Origin of the sequence: Burkholderia pyrrocinia, assembly GCF_022809715.1 — a bacterium.
GTDB classification, from domain to species: Bacteria; Pseudomonadota; Gammaproteobacteria; order Burkholderiales; family Burkholderiaceae; genus Burkholderia; species Burkholderia pyrrocinia_C.
On sequence record NZ_CP094460.1, the window covers coordinates 756,517 to 775,487 of the forward strand.

At 68.9% G+C, this 18,971-nt stretch carries 7 protein-coding genes; 2 read left to right on the plus strand and 5 right to left on the minus strand.

Annotated features, from left to right (window positions below; translation table 11 throughout):
• Positions 1-21: 21 nt before the first annotated feature.
• The 4 genes from MRS60_RS20225 to MRS60_RS20240 form a co-directional block, all read right to left on the minus strand.
• The gene (locus MRS60_RS20225; protein WP_243566524.1) at positions 22-1,359 is read right to left on the minus strand and encodes an MFS transporter; all 1,338 of its coding nucleotides are present in this window, start codon (positions 1,357-1,359) and stop codon (positions 22-24) included.
• Between the two features lie 39 nt (positions 1,360-1,398).
• Complete coding sequence (locus MRS60_RS20230; protein WP_243566525.1) at positions 1,399-2,706, minus strand: enolase C-terminal domain-like protein; 1,308 nt, start codon at positions 2,704-2,706, stop codon at positions 1,399-1,401.
• Positions 2,707-2,794: 88 nt separating this feature from the next.
• Positions 2,795-3,907 carry a mannitol dehydrogenase family protein gene (locus MRS60_RS20235; RefSeq protein WP_243566526.1) on the minus strand — a complete coding sequence of 371 codons (1,113 nt, stop codon included), beginning with the start codon at positions 3,905-3,907 and terminating at the stop codon, positions 2,795-2,797.
• Between the two features lie 17 nt (positions 3,908-3,924).
• Positions 3,925-4,947 carry a zinc-binding alcohol dehydrogenase family protein gene (locus MRS60_RS20240; RefSeq protein WP_243566527.1) on the minus strand — a complete coding sequence of 341 codons (1,023 nt, stop codon included), beginning with the start codon at positions 4,945-4,947 and terminating at the stop codon, positions 3,925-3,927.
• 367 nt (positions 4,948-5,314) lie between these two features.
• Here MRS60_RS20240 and MRS60_RS20245 point away from each other — a divergent pair, with 367 nt between their 5' ends.
• Both MRS60_RS20245 and MRS60_RS20250 read left to right on the plus strand, forming a co-directional pair.
• Positions 5,315-6,016, plus strand: coding sequence for a FadR/GntR family transcriptional regulator (locus tag MRS60_RS20245; RefSeq protein WP_243566528.1), 702 nt, complete (start codon positions 5,315-5,317; stop codon positions 6,014-6,016).
• A gap of 171 nt (positions 6,017-6,187) precedes the next feature.
• Positions 6,188-6,472: a helix-turn-helix domain-containing protein gene (locus MRS60_RS20250; RefSeq protein ID WP_432207846.1), complete on the plus strand. Its 285-nt coding sequence runs from the start codon at positions 6,188-6,190 to the stop codon at positions 6,470-6,472.
• A 115-nt stretch (positions 6,473-6,587) separates the two neighbouring features.
• Here MRS60_RS20250 and MRS60_RS20255 read toward each other — a convergent pair whose 3' ends face one another.
• On the minus strand, positions 6,588-18,941 hold the full coding sequence (locus MRS60_RS20255) for an LWXIA domain-containing protein (RefSeq protein ID WP_243566529.1): 12,354 nt from the start codon (positions 18,939-18,941) through the stop codon (positions 6,588-6,590).
• Between the last annotated feature and the right edge of the window lie 30 nt (positions 18,942-18,971).

Consider the following 18,971-nt stretch of genomic DNA (forward strand, 5'->3'; position numbering starts at 1 on the left):
GAAATGGCGCGCCGGCGAAGGTTATCGATGCGTGCCGACCTGCGCGCCGCCATGCGTGCCTTCGGCCGCCGCGTGCCCCATGCCGCGCAGCGAACGCAGCAGCAGCACGCTGACGAAGCACAACGCGGCGACCACCACGAAGCCGGCGCGCGAATCGTGCGACGCCGCGTCCGCGAACGCCTTGATCTGAGGCGACACGAAGCCGCCGAGATTGCCGATCGACACGATGAACGCGATGCCGCTCGCCGCGCCCGTCCCGCCGAGATAGCGTGTCGGCAGGCACCAGAACACCGGCTGGCACGCGACCAGGCCGGGAATCGCGATGCAGAATGCGAGCAGGGTCAGCACCGGCGTATCGATCACGGACAGCGACGCGAACGCGAGGATCCCGACCGTCAGCATGCCGGCCGCGACCTGCAGATGATTGTCGCGACGATCCGCGAAGCGAGTCGCGACGATCATCGCGCCGATCGTGCACAACCAGGGAATCATCAGCAGCAGGCCGATCTTTCCATCGATCTGGGAGCCCATCGTCGCGGCGAATTTCGACGGCAGGTAGAACGCGAGCGGCGCATTGCCGATCTGGATGCAGAAGTACGCGGCAATGAACGTCAGCACGCGGCGGTCCTTCAGCACGCCGAACACGGCCGTCGACAGATGCCGGGGCTTAGCGCGCTCCTCGGCGGCGAGCGTGTCGCTCAGCGCCCGCTTCTCGTCCTCGGTCAGCCAGCGCGCGTCTTTCGGCCGGCTCGTCAGGTAGAAGAACGCGATCACGCCGACCACGGTCGCCATCAGGCCCTCGACCAGGTACATCCATTGCCAGTTCCGCAAGCCGAACATGTCATGCATCTGCAACAGGAAGCCCGATAGCGGATTGCCGATCAGCATCGCGATCGGCACGCCGAAGTAAAAGAGCCCGAGCGCACGGGCGCGCCCCTTCGCCGGAAACCAGTAGGTCAGGTACAGGATGATCCCGGGAAAGAACCCGGCCTCCGCCGCACCGAGCAGGAAACGGATCCAGTAGAACTGCGTCGGCGTGTGGGCAAACATCATCGATGCCGACACGAAGCCCCACGTCACCATGATTCGGCTCATCCATACGCGGGCGCCGATGCGGTTCATGATGAGGTTACTCGGCACCTCGAACAACGCGTAGCCGATGAAGAAGATACCGGCGCCGAATGCGAACGCCGCGTCGCTCAGGCCCGTATCGGCCTGATAGGCGATCTTTGCGAAACCGACGTTCGCGCGGTCGATAAACGCCAGCGCGTACATCAGCGTCAGGAACGGCAGGAGCCGGATCGCGGCCTTCCTGACCGCGCCGGCGAGGTGCTGCGACTGTTGAGGATCATGGTTCATCGTTGTCTCCGGGATTGTTCTCGTCGTGGGGCCGGTCGCTCACGCCCGCCATTCGGGCCCGTTCGGGTAGGCAAATGCATCGAGCGACGCCGCCTTCATCGTGACGCCGTAACCGGGTGCCTCCTGCGGCATGTAGCGCCCGCGGCGAATCACGATCGGCGCCTCGAAATGCTCGTGCAGGTGATCGACGTATTCGAGCACGCGCCGATCCAGCGAGCCCGACACCGCGATGTAGTCGAACAGCACGATGTTCTGCGAGTACTGGCACAGGCCGACGCCCCCGCCGTGCGGGCACACCGGCACCCCGAACTTCGCAGCCATCAGGACGACGGCAAGCACTTCGTTCAACCCGCCGAGCCGTGCGGGATCGAGTTGGCAGAAGTCGAGCGCGCCCGCCTGGAAGAACTGCTTGAACATCACGCGGTTGTGCGCGTGCTCGCCGGTCGCGACGCCGATCGGCCCGATTCGCTGCCGGATCGCCGCGTGACCGAGAATGTCGTCCGGGCTGGTCGGTTCCTCGATCCACCACGGGTCGAACTGCGCGAGCACGCGCATGTTCGCGACGGCCTCGTCGACGCCCCAGTTCTGGTTCGCATCCATCATCAGCTTGCGCTCCCAGCCGAGTTCCTCGCGCAGGATCCGCGCGCGCCGCACGTCCTGCTCGAGATCCGCGCCGACCTTCTGCTTCAGGTGCGTCCACCCGTCCGCGACCGCCTCGCGCGCGAGCATGCGCATCTTGTCCTCCGGGTAGCCGAGCCAGCCGGCCGCGGTCGTGTAGCCGGGGTAGCCGTGCTCGCGCATCTCCCGTTCGCGCAGCGCCTTGCCCGGCGCCGCCCGGCGCAGCATCGCGACGGCTTCCTCGCGGGTCAGCTCGTCGTCGATGTACGTGAAGTCGACGCAACTCACGAGCTGTTCGGGCGTCATGTCGACGAGAAACTTCCAGACCGGTTTGCCGGCCGTTTTCGCCCACAGGTCCCAGATCGCATTGATCAGCGCGGCCGTCGCGAGATGCACCACGCCCTTCTCGGGACCGACCCAGCGAAGCTGGCAATCGCCCGCGACCATCTCATGCCAGTACGCGCCGAAGTCCGCCGTGATCTCCTCGAGCGAGCGGCCGATCACGAACAGCTTCGCGAGCGACTTCACCGCATCGACGCACAGTTCGTTGCCGCGGCCGATCGTGAAGGTCAGGCCGTGGCCGTCGATACCGTTGCGCGCATCGGTGACGAGCGTCACGTAGGTCGCCGAGTAGTCCGAATTACCGTTCATCGCGTCGGAGCCATCCATGCTCTTCGACGTCGGAAAGCGAATGTCACGTACCTTCACATCGATAATGCGTGTCGTCATCGCTGCTTGTCTCCTTGTCGTTTCATCTTGTCTTGCCTTGTCGCCGCGCCCGGACGCCTCTGCAACGAGCCCGTGCCGCTGCGGCCGTTCAGCCAAGCGCCGCAATCAGGCGCGGCTGCCCGATCGGCAACTTCAGCGCGCGCGCCATTTCGAGCACCGGGCGCAGGCGTCGCAGCTTCTTCATGTCGTGATTGCCGGCAATGTCGGCCAGCCGGTGCGCGAGGAATGGATTCGCGAACCGGTCGCGTACCTCGTCCAGATACGACAGCGCCGCGTCGCGCTCGCCGAGCGCGGCGAACACCGGCATCACCTCGTCGTTCCACACCGCTTCGAGCGGTTCGCGGTATGCGGGATCGTCCATCGCCGCACCGACCGTCATGTCCGCCGCACCGCCGAGCGTGAGCCATTGCTGCGCGAGCATCGTGTGTCCAAGATTGAGCAGCAGCAGTTTCAGGCGCTCGTAGCGCTCGAGATCGTCGGTCGCGACGATGTCGGGGTGTTCGCACGGCAGCGTCATCCCGGCCGTGCGCCGAACCGCCCACAGCGCATACGGCTCGGCAATCGCGCCGACCGGATGGATCGGCTCCGACACGATGCGGTCGACGAGGGAATTGACCCACACGCAGCCGCCGATCAGGTAATCGACGAATGCCGCGTCCGCGCGCCAGCCCCGCGCGACGCCGACCACCAGGTCGCGCAGCGTGTCGCCGTTGCGCGCGACGAGCTCGCACGGCAGCAGCGTGACGGGCTCGCCGCCTGCCCGGAAGCGCTCGTGCAGGAGCACCGCAAGCTTCGCCGCGAAGCCGCGCGGCGTGCGGCGCCCGTCGAGCAGGTCCGGGCCGTCGTCGTCGAACAGCGCATAACCGCTGTCGCCGGTGTTCGATACGATCACCCGGACGTCGTGCGCCATGCACTCTCGCAACAGCGCCCAGTCCTCGCTCGCATGCAGCGCTTCCGTGATCGCCACGCAGTCGACCTGCCGGTCGATCGTCTCGCCGTGCCGCCTGCCGCGGATTCTCACCGGATAGCGTCCGGCCGCACGCAGCGCATCGATGCGCGCGCGGCTCTCGGCGCTCGACGTCGTCTGCACGACCGTCACCGCACCGAGCGCGCGGCCGACAGCCAGCGCTTCGGACATGAACAGATCGACATGCGCCTGCAGGAAGCGGCTGGTCCCGAATTGCAGGATCGGATTGCCCATCGGTTTGCCGTCCGCGCTCAGCATTCGACGAGCGCCTTGATCACGCCGGCGTCCGGTTCGAGCAGCTCCGCGAAGCGGTCGGGCAGATCGGCCAGGCTCAGCGCGTGCGTCTTCAGCGCATCGGTCGGAACCTGGCCGGCACGCATTGCTGCGAGCACCGTTTCGAAGTCCACCGGCGTCGCGTTGCGGCTCGCGAGCAGCGTCGTTTCGCGTTTGTGGAATTCCGGGTCCGAGAACGAGATGCGCCCTTTCACGAGCGAGATCAGCACGTACTTGCCGCCGTGCGCGACGAAGTCGAGGCCGCGCTCCATCGCCGCGAGATTGCCGGTGGCATCGAACACGACGTCGAAAAACTCATCGTCGGTGAGCGCTGCGAGACGCCGCGCGTCCGCGCCCTCCCCCGTCGTATCGAGCCGCACGGCGGCGTGCGCACCCAGCGCCGTCTCGCAAACCGCGAGCCGGTCTGCGCGACCGTCGAGCACGCAAACCCGCGCGCCGCGCAGCGTCGCGAAAATCAGCGCAGCCATGCCGATCGGACCGGCGCCGACGACCAGCACGCGCTGCCCGGAGCGGACGTCGGCACGCGCCACGGCGTGTGCGCCGATCGCGAGGAATTCGATCATCGCGGCCTGATCGAGCGTGACGCCGTTCGCGTCGAACACGAATGCCTGCGGGACGGCGAGGTATTCGGCCATGCCGCCGTCCGCGTGCACGCCCAGCACCTGGATTCGCGTGCAGCAGTTCGTCTTGCCGGCCCGGCACGCGATACACGTGCCGCATGACAGGTACGGCATCACGTAGACCTGGTCGCCGGCCTTGACGCGCGCGCCCATCGGGGCGCTCTCGACGATGCCGGCCAGTTCGTGCCCCATCACGCGCGGATAGGCTAGATACGGCTGGTTGCCGGTGAAAATGTGCATGTCGGTACCGCATACGCCGACCCGCTTCACGCGAATCAGCACATCGTCGGGCCCCGCGGCCGGCATCGGACGCTCGGCAACAACGAGGCGGCCGGGTTCTTCGCAAATGACTGTTCTCATCGGGATCTCGATAACGTATGAAAAGAAGACGGTGTTGATGCAAATTGGCCTGACCAGACGAAGGCTATTGGCCTGACCATTTGTGGTCAAGCCAATTTGGTCAAATCCATGGAAAACACCTAGATCGCGATGTTGCCGAGAAAACCCATGACAAGCCTTAATCCACCGTTATATAAGGCGATTACCGGTAAACGCCAAGCAGTGAGCGATGCCGTCTCGGGACATTCTGGTAAGGCCAATTCGAAGCCGAGTGCAAACAACTCCGACACTGCTCTCCCGAACGCTTGACAGATTGGTCAGGCCACCCAAGGTGCAGTAGACTCATCGCTCCGGAACACATGTGCGCGGTCCGCCGCGAGGGGGAGCATTGCTGGGCCAGTTCAATCAGGTGGATACCCGCCGTCTCTATCAGCGCATCGCCGACCAGATTCGCTCTCTGATCGAGGAGGGGCGCTTTGCCGACGGAGAACGCCTGCCGCCCGAGCGGGATCTCGCGCAACAGCTTGGGGTTTCGCGGCCGTCCGTTCGGGAGGCGCTCATTGCGCTGGAGATCGAAGGCATCGTCGAAGTGCGGATGGGGGCCGGCGTGTTTGTGTGTGCGGTCGCGAAGGCCGCGGCCGCGCCGGCGGCATCGCTTGGCGAAAACCCGATCGAGCTGACGAGTGCCCGTGCGGCGCTGGAAGGCAGCGTGATCGAGCTGGCCTGCGCCCGCGCGACGCCCGAACTGCTGGCACCCGTACGTCGCGCCGTGGAAGCGATGCGATCCGCGATTGCGGAAGGCCGTTCTCCGCTTCAGCACGATCGTGAACTTCACGTGGCAATTGCCGCGATGACGGGCAATTCCGTTCTGGTCCGACTGGTGGGCGAGCTCTTCGATGGGCGCCACAGTCCGATCTCGTCACGCGTCAGCGCACGCGCGGAAAGCAGGCAAACGTGGGCCAAGGCATTCGAGGAGCATGAATCGATCCTTCACGCGCTCGAGAATGGCGAAGTGCTGATGGCACAGGCAGCCATGCGGACACATCTTTACGCGTCGCAACGACGCTGGCTGGAGCAGGAGCGCAACTGACCCGCCCCGGCTCCGGTGAACGATTCGCACTGTCAGGATGGATCCGCTTTCACGTGATGCTGCGCCCCGCGCAGCCCGCGGCGGCGCGGGGCTGACGAAAATACCAACGCCCTGCTGCGACAGTGCTTCCCCAAAGGCACTGACATCAGCGGCGAGACGCTCAACCAGGAAGTGCTGTCGCTGGCCATCGCCGGCGAGGTCGCCGCGCTGGCCTCCGAGCAACACGGCGACACGCCCGCGCCCTATCCCGACACGCTGCTGGACCTGGTCGACGGCTGGAGCCGGCACACGCGAGGCAGCGGCACATCGTTGCCGGCGCTCGAGCAGCAACTGCTGGAAGAGGCGGTGCGGCGCGCCAACGGCAACCTGTCGTCAACGGCGCGCACGCTCGGCATCACCCGCGCGCAACTGGCTTATCGTCTGCAGCGGCGGGCGGGCGAGTGCGCCAAGGGCTGACGTGCCGTCGGCGATCTGCCGGGCGATGCTCCGCCGCCATCACCCGAGCACCACGGACTGATCCGGTGCTTGCCTCCATACGCCGGCAAGCACCGCCCGAACGCACCGCCATCCATCACCCGACGATTACCTGCTGCCCGGGAGCGATCTCGCCCGGATTGCTCGCCAGATTCCGGTTGAGCTGCAGGATTTCGTTGAGCGCGACGTTGATCCGCTGACCGTCCGACATCTGCTGCTGTTGATCGGCCGGCACGTGGGCCGCGGCAAGCAGCGATCCTTCGTGACGTTCGGCAATCGTCCACAACGAATCGCCCGCGACCACATTCACGGTCAGCGGCGTGGCACTTGGCGAACTCGACGGAGGCTGCGCCGGTTGCGACGGTGTCGCGGATGCGCTCGGCTGGGCAGACGCCGGTGCCGACGGCGTCGCGGAAGCACTCGGCTGGGCCGGCGCCGTCGTCGCGCCGGCCGACGGCGTGGGCGACGCGCCCGGCGTCGGTGTGCCGGCGTTCGGACCGGCCGGCGGCTGGTTCTGCTGGTCCGGCGCCATCGCCGACGTGACGAGATTGATCCCCTGCATGACGCCGAAGATCGCCACCGGCGCCAGCGCGATGCCGGTCGGCAAGCGCTCCAGCCACGGCGTCGCATTCGGGAAATGCGTATGCAGGCGGCCAGCGCCGAGCAGCATGCCGGACATCGTCGTCAGCGTGCCGGTGGTCGGATCGCCCGTCATCGCGGTATGAATGCCGCTCGCGATGCTCATGGCCGAGGTCAGGTAGTCGCCGGTCGCACTCACGGTGCGCGCCAGCTGGCTGCGATTGTCCGCATTCACGCCGCGCAGGCTGCCCTTGTAGACGATGCCGGTATAGAGCCCACTGAAGATGCCGCCCACGGCCTGCCCGCCGGCCAGCCAGTCGCCCTTTGCGATCGCCCGAGCCGCGTTCATCGTGATCGAGCCGCCGTAACCGCCGAGCGCGAGCACGCGGCCGACCCGGCCCACCGAGTGCCGCGGGCTGCCGTGGTGCAGCAGCTTCAGCGACGTGCCGCCCACCACGCCCTGCATCTGCGCGAGCATGTCGGCGGCGATCGCCTTGGTGTGCGTCACCGTGTCGTCGAACGACAGCACGCCGTCATCGTTGAGCGCGCGCAGTTGCGCGGCCTTGGCCTTGCCTTCGTGCGCGATCTGCACGAGTTGCGCGCCGCGCCCATCCACGTCGAAGCCGTTCGCCTTCAGTTGCGTCTGCAACCCGCGCACGAGCCGGTCGACCACCCTGTCGAACACGCGCGGGTCGCCGTTCTTCAGGCTCGCGACCGCGCCGTGATGCAGCGCCTGGAACACGCGACCGACCCGCAGCCCCGCATACAGCGAATTCGACGCGGTGCGAAGCGACTCCCTGCCCAGCGTGACGAGCGCGAACGCCCCGGCGCCGCCGGTCGCGGTGGCCACCGCGATGTCGCCGGCAATCCGCTGCGGCGACGGCGGCGGCGTCTGGTTGCCGAGCGGCTCGTCATGCACCCGCAGCGCATGCAGTTCCGCCTGCGCACGCTTCTCGTCGGGAATCTTCACCTTGGCGAGTTGCGCGGCTTCCCGACGGCTCGCGCCGATCGGCTTCGTGCCGTCGTTGATCAGCGCGGGATCGTGCACGACCGCACGCCAGTGGTCGAGCGGGTCCGCCGCGGCCGGCCGCGCGCTGGTGGTCACCCGGTCGGGCACGCCGGCGCCGTACTGTTCCAGCCAGCGCCCGCCGAACGTGCGCGCGCCCCGTTCCGTCTCGTTGCGCGGCGGATTGCCGTCGGCTTCCCATAGCGGCATCGCATGCTCGATCGTCGCCTTGCGCGCCTGGTTCAGCCACACGGTCGTGTTGCCTTCGTAGAGCTGCTGACGCAGCGCGGCCACGTCGGCGGGCGTCATCCCGTGCGCCGCGCCGATCCGCTCGACTTCCGCGAACAGCAGCTGATGCTGGTTCGCCAGCGTCTGCCGGTCGACGCGCTCGAACACGCGCGTCAGCGCGTCGGCACCGTGCAGGCGTCCGATCACGTCGGGCCGGTTGCGGTATTCGACGATCAGCTTCGCGAGCGCGCCGGTGAGATCGTGGTTGCCGATGAAGTCCGCGCCGTGCGTGCCGTACGACAGGCCCATGTGCACCCACTCGAGCCCGTTGCGTTCGAGCACCGCGCGCAGCAGCTTTTCATGGCCGGCGCCCGGCACCGACTCCGGCACCGCGTCCCAGCCGTGGAACGTGACCATCACGTTCGGCGCCGCGACGCCCGGATTCGCGTTGGCCCAGCGTTCGAGCGCCGTAAACATCCGCACATAGTCGTGATAGGTGTCGTTGGTGCCCGACTGGAACCGGTAGTCGGCGCCGGATACGAGCGCGCGCGACGGCGCGGTCTCGAGCCGGATCGCGAAACCCGAGCGCGCGGCCTCGTCGAGCCAGCGATGCAGATGCGCGAGATCGTCGAGCGGGAGCGCCTTGCCGTCCGTGCCGGGCGCGGGATGGATCATTCCGTTCTCGCCGTCGAACACGGCGTTTTTCTGGTCGCCGAGCGCATCCACCGCGCGCAGGAAATCCGGATCGTGCGCCTTGCCGAGCGCCGCCGCGAGCGAATGCGGATCGACCACGAGCGTGACGACCGGCATCACGCCGCCGTGCCGCTCGACCTGCTTCGTCATCAGCGCCGGATCGTCGCTCAGCGAGAACGAACGCGCCATCGGCACCATGCGGTCCTGCAACTGCGCGTTCGAGCGCGTGAAGATCTGCCGGATGCGCTTGTCGGCGACCGTCGCCGCGCCGAACCGGCGCGTGCGCTGTCTGCCCGGCACCGGCAGGAAGCGCGACGACGACGTCGACACGTCGCGTGCGACATACAGCTTGTTGAGCAGCGTCCGCCACATGCCCACGTCGACCATCACGGCCTGCGGCTCGCCCTTCAGCACCAGATCCTCCGTGTTGCCGGCGCGCTGCGCCTGCTTGTTGAAGGCCTCGACCTGCTCGTGCGTGGGGAAGTACTGCTCGGGTTTGGCCGCGCCGTTGCGCAAGTTGAACTCGACGACCGTGGTCGACGACAGCCCCGGCTGGTACGGCTCGATCGCCAGCGTCTCCAGCGCCGCGCCGTTGCGGGAGAAGCCGCTCCGCCGCAGGCGCTGCAATTCGCCGCGCACTTCGTTGTAGCCGAGCCGCGTGCGCGCCGCGAGCGCGCGGAACGGCGCGGACTGGCGGCCGCGCGCCTCCGCGTCACGCAGTTGCCCGAGCAGCGCCTGCTCGCGCGCCTCGAGCGCCGCGACGCGCGTCGGCCGCGCGGCCTTCAGGAATTCGCGCGGCGACAGTTGCGTGAGCAGGAAATGCATGTCCGCGCCGAACCGGTCGGTGCCGATCGGCATTTCGTCGAGCGCGACACCGTTGCGGCTCGCGTTGTTCGCGTCGCGGACGTTGTCGAACCAGCGCATCTCGCCGTTGCGCTCGGCGATCACGCCGCGCGGGTCGCCGAGCGCTTCCGCCACCGGGCCGTCGGTCTCGAACACGTAGATCACGTGCTGGCTGCCGCTCACCGAGCCGTTCCGGATCGCGGTCAGCAGGTGCGGCACGCTGTTGCCGCTGAAGTCGACCGCGTTGAACGCGGACTGGTCGGACGGCAACAGATGCGGATCGACGAGCGGCGAGCGCGACGCGGTGTCGCCCGCGCCCTGCTCCGCGTCCGCGCGCACCAGCGGCCGGCGGGTCGGCACGATCGACTGGAACGTGTCGCCCGCCGTGCGGCGCGGCTTCGTGTCGGTATCGGGCTCCTTCGCCGGCCGAAAGCCGCCGATCCGGTCGACGGTCTCGGGCTTGACGTCGCTGGCCACGAAGCGGATGCCGCGCCGAGGCGAGCGTCCGACCGGAATGCCGCCCCTGCGCCGCCGCCGGAACACCGCGCGCAGATCCTGTTCGGGAATCTCGGTGTCGGCGAGCGGCGCCTTCTCGTAGTACTTCCATTCGTGAGCCGCGTTGCGCTCCGCGTAGCCGAGCACTTTGCCCGTCTCGTCGTCGATCACGTGGATCCAGCGACGGTCGCCTTCGACCGCGCGCACCGCCTGACGCGGCCGCTTGAAGCGCGGCGCGTGCTGCAGCTTCGCGATGTCGGCGGCCAGCTCGCCATCGACTTGTCGGTTCGATGCCGCCACCGACCACGACGATTTGCCGTCCGGCGTCTTGATCGTCGACGGGCCGCCGAAGTGCATCAGTTCGTCGTGCGCAACCGGCGACACATAGAAGTCGTAGCTGCGGCGCGTATTGCGCCCCTTGCTGCCGGCATTCGTCAGCGCCTTCTTGAGCGCGTTCGGCACGCGCTTGCCGTCCAGCATCCGCACCGGACCGAGCGCACCGTTCGCGTCGGTCTCGAGCACCGCGACGACGGTCGGCGGCGCATGTTCGGCGTCCGCGGCGGGTCGCGCGGCATGCACGGCGACCAGCACGTGCGCGTTGGGGCCGAGCCGGCGCGCGAGTCCGTCGAGGGTCGGCGCATGCGCGCCGTCGACGCGCGTCAGCGTGCGCCGCTCCAGGCTGTCGAGCCATGCGGCGGCGCTTGCCTGGACTTCGGCCGCCGCGGCCACCGTGGCGCCCTCCGGCACGGCGGGCGCGCCCGCATGACCGGCTGCCGCGGCTGGCGTCGGCGCGCCGGACGGATCGCCGGCAGGCCCCGTGAGCCGGCTGGCCGCCGGCCCCGCCGGTCCGATCATCGGCCAGGTCGGGCTGCCGTCGGCCGCGCCGACCGCGCGCGTTCCGCCGGCATGCACGGCCGCATAGCCTTCCGGCAATCCGGAGCGATCCACGCCGACGAGCCGGTACGACACGTCGCCGGTTGCCGCGTCGCGGGTCCGCACGACATACATGTCGACGCCGGCCGGTTTGAACAGCTCGCCGCCGGGCGTGGTGACGCGCAGCGCGCTTGCCGGATCGTGGCCGAGCGTCGACAGCAGCACGACATCGGCCGGTGCGGCAGCGTCGACCGCGGCCAGATTCGCCGTCGCGCTGGCCGCGACGCGTTCCTGCGCGGTCAGGTCGCCGCGTGCGAACGCGGTTTCGTCGGGCAGCGCGTCGACCGGCACGTACGCGTAGTCGCTTGCCGCGCCGCGCGCCGCATCGAGTGCGCGCCCCAGTTCGTCGTGCCCGACGAGCCGCGTACCTTCAGCCGACGCAGGCCGCGCTTCGCTTCCCGCGTGGCTCGACGCATGCGCGGCACCTGCCGCCGCGTCGGGCACCGTGCCGCTGAAACGGAACCAGCCGTCCTCGGGATCGAGCGCACCGAAATCGGTGCCTTCGCCGAGCACGACGCTGCCGTCGCGCGTCACGAACTCGACGCGCAGGTTCGTCAGCCCGGCCTCGTCGAACGCCTGCATCACGCCGTCGATCACGCGGGTGGGCTCAGGTCCGTCGAGGAAACCGCTCGGCCAGTGCTGGCTCACGGTGCCGCCGGCGCGCGTCACGCGCGCGGCGTCGCCGATCACGCCCGGCCGGTCGGCCAGCGCGCCGCGGAACGCATGATCGAGCGTGACCGATTCGAACGTATCGTCCGGAATCGGCGTGAAATCGTAGTCCGGATCGGCGAACGTCGGATCGGGGACGCGCGGCACGGTCGGGCGCACCGGTCCGTCGGCCATCGGCCGCGCCGCCGTACGTGCCGTTGCCGGCGACGGCGCCGCGTCCGGCGCGGCGGGCAATGCCGGGCGGCCCGCGCGTGCGGGCTCGCCGCGGAACACCCGCATCGCGAGACGATCCTTGTCGACCTGGCCGGTCGGCCGCGTCCCGCGCACGGTGGCGGAACCGTCGCGCTCGACGAGCAGGATGTCCGGCGGCGCCCAGACCGACGTCGGCCGCCCGGTCAGCTCGGACAGGCGCTGCGCGAGCGCCTGGGCGAACGTCGCGCTCGCGGCCCGCACCTGACCGGGCGCGATGCGCAGCGGATCGTGCTTGCTCGAGCCGCCGTAGCAGGAATACAGCGTCACGTCCTGGTCCGGCTCGAGAAGCGGCGCGACGCGCTCGGCCACCTCGTCCGGCGTGAGATGCCGCCCGTCCGGGCCCAGCATCGCGTCGGCGGAAATCCCGTGGCCGAACACCACGTGATGGCCGGGCGGCGACATCAGTCCGCGCGCGCCGATCGCATGCAGCGGATCGTCGGCAGGCATCAGCAGCGTGTCGGCCGGGCGCAGGAATTCGGGATGCTGTGTCGCGTCGACGCCGGTCACGTCTTCGAAGCCGGGCTGCAGCACCGTCTGGCCATGAACCGTCGTCGTGACGACGCCGTCGTTGACGACCTTGCGGTCCGTATAGACGCGGCTGTTCTTCGGATAAATCTTCTGCGGGATGCCGGACAGGCCGTCGTCCGCGTCGGCTTCGGCGGCCTGCTCGGTGCGCGCGGCCCATTCGTCGGCGGTGAAGATCTGTCCCGGCCCGACCTCGACGAGCGGGGTCGGCACATAAACGGGCGGCTCGCCCGCGTCCGGTTCGGGCGCAAGACGCGGATGCGCGGGCCCGCGCGGCGTCGGCCCAGGCGCGGGCCGCCCGGCCTCCTCCGGCGTGCCGGCGTTGCCGCGCCGCCCGCTGTCCGCTTCCGGATCGATCTGCGCTTCGATCGGGCGCACCGGTTCGACCGGTGCGTCGCCGTGCGTAGCCGCGCCCCGCACAGGCTCGCCCCGCCGCGCGAACACCATCGGCGGGTCGGTCGCATCGGGCGTCTCCGGGATATGCAGATAGAGCCGCGTCGACACGTCGGGATCGTGTGCCGGCACGACGATGTCGTCGCTGTTCGGATGCAGGAACAGCGCCCCGGTGCCGCGCACCGAGTTGGACGCGATCGACGCGATCACGGGCACCTGCAGTTCGTATGCGAGCTCCTGCGCGAACGGGTAGCCGCCGGAACCGAGATAGCAGCCCGTCAGCAGCACGCCGTTGCCCTCCGTATAGGCGGGATCCTCGAGCAGCTTGCGGGCGAATTCCCGCGGCGACATCGTGCTGCCGCCTTGCGTGACGGCGGCCGAGCTTTCCCAGCTCACGTCGCGCGGCTTCGTGCCGTGCGATTCGGCGATGTCGAAGCCCGACACCTTCAGGAACTGCCGCGCGGTCGCGTGGCCGAGCAGGTTCACGACGCTCGAGCCCGGCACCGGCCGCAGTTCCAGCGGATTGATGCGCACCGGCTGCGCGCGGCCCGGCGAGAACTTGCCGTTCACGTCGGGTTCGATCTGGAAGCGCGCGAGCCGGCGGTTCGGGTTGGGGATCGCGCGGTGCCATCCGGCCGCGTCGTCGTCGCCGAGCCGGCCGAATACCGGTGCCTGGATCAGGTCCGCGAATTCCTGCAGCAACTGGGGATCGGCGCCGCTGTGCGGCCCCTCCAGCGCGACCGGCACGCCCGGCGTGTAGCCCTTCCACGCCAGATCCTCCAGCGCGTGCGTCATCTCGAGCGCGCTCGCCGAGCGGCCGCTGCGCGGATTGACGATCGCCCCGCGCCGCGTCAGCACGCGCCACACGTACACGCCGAGCGGCACGCGCACGTCGCCCGAGCTATCGCCGCCGCCCCAGCCGTTCGACACCGGGCGCAGCGCCACGTTGCTCCAGTTGACCGGATGCGCGCCCTGGTCGATGACCGCCAACGCCGGCGAGAAGCGGTAGGTGCGCGGCGCATGCTGCACCGAATGGTCGGGCACCCCCGCATAGTTGGGCGCGCCGGGCTCCACCACGATGCCGCCCGCATAGCCCGACGCGGGGCTGCCGTCGTTGCGATAGCGCGGCGATCGCCACGCGACGAAGCCGCTCGCGCCGTAGACGTCCACCCCCAGCACGTTCGCCAGCAATTGCGCGAGCGAAGTCACCCGCGTGCCCGCGCCGCATGCATAGAGGATCACCGGCGATTTGCCGTCCCAGCCGCTCTGACGCACCATTTCCGCGAGATCGTCGGCGCTCATCGCCTTGCCGGTCGCGCTCGCGAACGCATCGGCCCACGCGTGCGCATACACCGCGAAATAGCCGGGCGGCACCGGCATCAGCGGCCGTTCACCGGCCGGCAGCTGGTTCTCGGGCTGCTGCGGATGGTCCGAATAGATCGCGAGATCGGCTTCGCGGCGCGGATACGCGCCCCACTGCGTTTCTCTCAGTCCGTGCGGCGCGTTGATCACGTCGATGCGCCGGCCGTCCTCGCTGCGGATCAGCGGCTTGGCCGGATCGAACCCGCGCGGATACACCACCTGCAGCGTACGGTCGTACGCGTCGTTCATCGACAGCACGAACGCATTGCCGGCGTCGTTGAGCCCGACGTGGCCGACAACCGCCTCGGGCGGCACCGTGCCGTCCGCGGCGAGCGCGCTGCTGTCGACCAGCGCGATCCGGTAGCGGCCGGCCGCCACGCCTTCGCCGCCGACCATCAGCGCGTCGTAATAGGCCGTATAGCGGGTCACGCCGATCGTGCCTTCGTCGTCGGGCGACGCGGCCGCGCGGGCCGCCGCATCGTCGGCCGCGCGGGCGCGGCGCGCGTCCGCCTTCGCCACTTGCATGTCGTCCCACAGATTGCCCCGTTCGGTGGCGGGCAGCCCGTCTTCCTCCGGCACGCGCACGTTGCCTGCCGCGTCCTCCAGCGCGTATACGTAGTACTCGACATGCTCGAGACGGTTGCCGCTCTCGAGGATCGACCCGACCACGCTGCTCAGGATCTCCGGATCGGCGGCGACATGCGCGGGAATCGCCCACGACGTGGGGCGCGCCACCGTCCCCGGCGCACCGGCCTCGGTCGGCGCCGCCTCATCGCCCGCCAGCGCGCCGGCGACCGCCGGCGTCACCGCGCCGTCGCCCGCTTCGGCGTCGGGCGCGAGCCGCAGCAGCGTCACGTCGCCGTCTTCCGGCGTGCCCTGGGTGCGGCGCGCGCGCAGCCACGCGGAGAATCTGGACCGCAAGCCGGTTTCGGCCGGCGCGACCGGCTCGCCGTTGTCGGCCGGTTCACCGAAACTGCGTGCCTGCTGCTCGGCGTGCTGCCACGGGTTGCCGATCTCGCCCACCGCGAGACGCTGGTTCACCAGTCCGCTGGTGAGCATCGTGTGCACGACGTCGATCGTCGTCGGCCGCGGCGCCGGCGGCGCGGGCGTCTTCGTGATCGCGCGAATCGGCCGTTCCATCAGCGCGTGTGAACCGAGGCCCATCTGCGCGACGCCGATGCCGAGGTTCAGCAGCTGCTGCGCGCGATCGGAATCGGACATCGCGTCCCAGTTCTTGATCAGCGACGCGCCCTGGTCGACCATCTGGTAGCCGCCGATCGCGCCGCCCGAGAGGTTGAACACCTGCGACGTGCGGCCCGTCGTCTGCGCAAGCGACTGGAACGCGTCGGCTTCCTGCGCGAAGCGGCCCAGGCCGGCCGTTTCGACCGTGGCGCCCTCGCCGCGCGACGCAATCGTGAGGATGTCCGACATCTTCCCGGTCGTGCGCAGCAGCGACGACGCCTCCGCGAGCGACTTCGCCGCCACGCCGAGCCCGCCGCCGGCGATGCCCGCGCCGCTGCCGATCAGGCTGATCCAGTCGCCGCGCGCCTGCGCATTGTCGAAGCCGGTCGACTGGCCGTGATCGCTCAGGTTCTTCAGGTCGCCGATCGCAGCCGGCACGCCGACCGCCATCCCCGCGCCGACCGCGGTCCAGGCCGCGCCGAGCAGCACGCCGCCGACCGGCGCGCCGATTCCGCTCGCGACCAGCACGACGCCGCCGGCCGCCGCGAGAATGCCGGTGCCGATCTCGAGAATGTGTTCGGCGTGCTGGTACCACTCCGTCTTGTGCGCGTCGATCGGTTCGTATTGCCCGAGATCGACGGGCGACCCATCGAGCTTCAGGTTCTTCGGCACGTACAGCTTGCCGTCGTCGGACAGCGCATTGTTGTGCTGGTAGTCGTCGACGGTGTCGTACTTCCAACCGCGATCGTCGATCAGCTTGTACTGGTCCGGATGCCCGTCGACCTGCACCTTGAACAGCGCGCTCGGCGCGGTGCCCGTGCTCTTCGACACGTAGTAGATCGGCACCAGCGACACGACCGCGTGATCGCCGCCGACTTTCCGGATCTGGTCGACGACGGTCTGGATCATCTTCGTCGCGGCCGAATTCTGCGCGTACAGCGACTTGCTGTTCACCGCCGTGCCGTTCAGCAACTGCCCGTTGCCGACGATCATCTGCTCGAGCAGCGCCATCGACGGCACGTCTTTCGCGTCGGTCGGCACCGCGCCCGGGTCGTCGGGCTGTATCCCGAGCCCCGCGCCGACGAAGTTCGTGAGCTGGTCGGAACCGACCGTGAACGTCCGGGACTGGCCGTCGAAGTTCTTCTGGAAGTCGTTGAAGTACGCCTTCAGCTGCTTGTCCGGATCGGACTTGAACAGGTTGTAGCTGGCCGTCGCGGCCTGCTTGTTCTGGTTGCTCTGCGCGTGCTCGGTGCCTTGCTGGTAGCGGAGCTGGAAGTCGTTCGCGAAACCCGAGCGGAACCGGTCGTCGTTCTGCATCTTCGACAGCAGCGCCTTCGACAGCGAAGGATCGACGCCGGACGAAAGCGCCTGGCGCACGCCGTCGAACCCGTATCCCGTGTCGCTGCCGCGCAGCGTGTAGATCATCGTCTTCGCGTTGCCGTTGGCGTCGAGCAGCCAGCTCGCGACGTCGTCCTCGCGATGCACGGGCTCGCCGTTCGCGGTCGGCTGCTGGTCGGCCAGCCCGACCGCCTTGCTGAGCCCCTTGTAGAACTCGGTGCCGTCCCCGTAAGGCTGGGGCGTGCCCGTGTTCGACTGCGTCCACTTGTTGCCGAAATCCTTTTTCACGGTGTCGAGCACGACGCCCGCGAATTCGGGCGGCGCATTGGCGAGGATGTCCTGCATCCATTTGCCGGCCTTGTCGGCATTCATCCTGCCGTCGTAACGCGCCTGCATGCTTGCCTGGTCCGTCGCCTTCGAATCGGGCTTCTGCATCAGCGGATCGATCTGCGAATGGATGAAGTTCGCGTCGAAATGCGGCTGGCCGGCCTGCGTCCACAGCGTCTGGCGCTCGTCCAGCGAGAACGATGCGTCCATGTTGGTCTTCAGCACCTGGAGCGCGGCGCCGGGGTTGCTGCCCGGGTTCTGCATCAGCTGCGAGACCTGCTGCTTCGTGTACTGCAGCCGCACGTCGGGCGCCGCCGCGAGCAGCAGCTGGATCTTCTGGTACCCGGGCCCCGGCGACTTCGGGTCGACCTTCCCCATCGCATACTGGAACACGCCCTGCTGGTCGATCTGATCCTTCAGCGTCTTGGCCGCGGCCGGATCCTTCACGTTTTCCGGGTTCACCTCGATGCCCGTCAGCTTGACGAACGCCTCCGCGAGCGGATTCCGCTTCGCCAGGTCCTTCTCCTGGGTCGACAGCTTCGGGTCGTTCGGATCGACGGTCTGGCCCGTGTCCTGCAGCAGCGCAAAGGTGACCGGATCGGACTGCGCGAGCTGCTTCATCTGCGGCGACAGCGACGGATCGTCGGGATTGATCGTCGCGATCGTGCGTTGGAGCTGGCTTTGCTCGCCGAATGCATCGACGAGGCCGGTGTACCACATGCCGTCGTGGTTCTGCTTCACGGACGCGACGGCCTGTTTCTGCTCGTCGGCCGTCACGTAGGTCAGCGCGGTGTCGTCGCCGCCCGTCACCACCTTGTCGTACTGGCTCTGTGCCTGCGACATCTCCCGCGTGATGTCGGCCTCGTCGGCACGGCGCAATCCGCCCGGTTCCTTCTGCCACGCCGCGTAGTCTGCCTTCGCGTCGTTCAGGCGCAGCGTCGCGGCCGACACGCTGTATTCGTGGCGCAGCGCGGTCGTCAGCGCCGTGTAGGCGGTGTCGCTGTTCGCATCGGCCGCGCTGGCCGCCTGACGCAACTGCGCACCGGTTTCGGGGTCGGCGCGCCGGACGCCGCCCGGCAGCGCGTTGTACTGCTTCACGTCGGCATACGCGTCCTGGTCGTGCTGCACCGCCAGCGCGAACTGGAATGCCTTCTCGTTGGTCGCCCGCTGGGGCGCCGATTCCGCCGTGACCGCCTTCTGCGCGTCGTCGAGCACCTCGCCGAGCACGGGATCCTTCGGCGACGCGTTGCGCAGATCCGATGCGACGCCCGCGATCGCCTTGTTCGTGTCGCCGCCGCCGTCCGCGGCAACGCGCATCTGGTTCTCGACGGCCGCCTGCACCGCGCCCCAAGCGCTTTCGGCCTTCTTGACCTGGTTGTCGAGGTCGGCTTGCGACGCGCCCTGGTCGTTCAGGCGCTTGAGCGCCGCCATCTCCGCCTGCGCCAGCTGGAGCAGGCGCTGGGTCTCGGCCTGCGCCGCGGCGAGGGCCTTCTGTTCGGGGGTCTGGGCCGGAGGAGCGCCGGCGGCGCCGTTGTTGTTCGTCCCGTTATCGTTCGTCGGGTTGTTGTCGTTCTGCGGCTGCGGCACGTCGACCGGTCCGCCCCCTCCCACTGCCATCAACACCATGTCCGTTCTCCCGCGGCATGCGTGACGTAC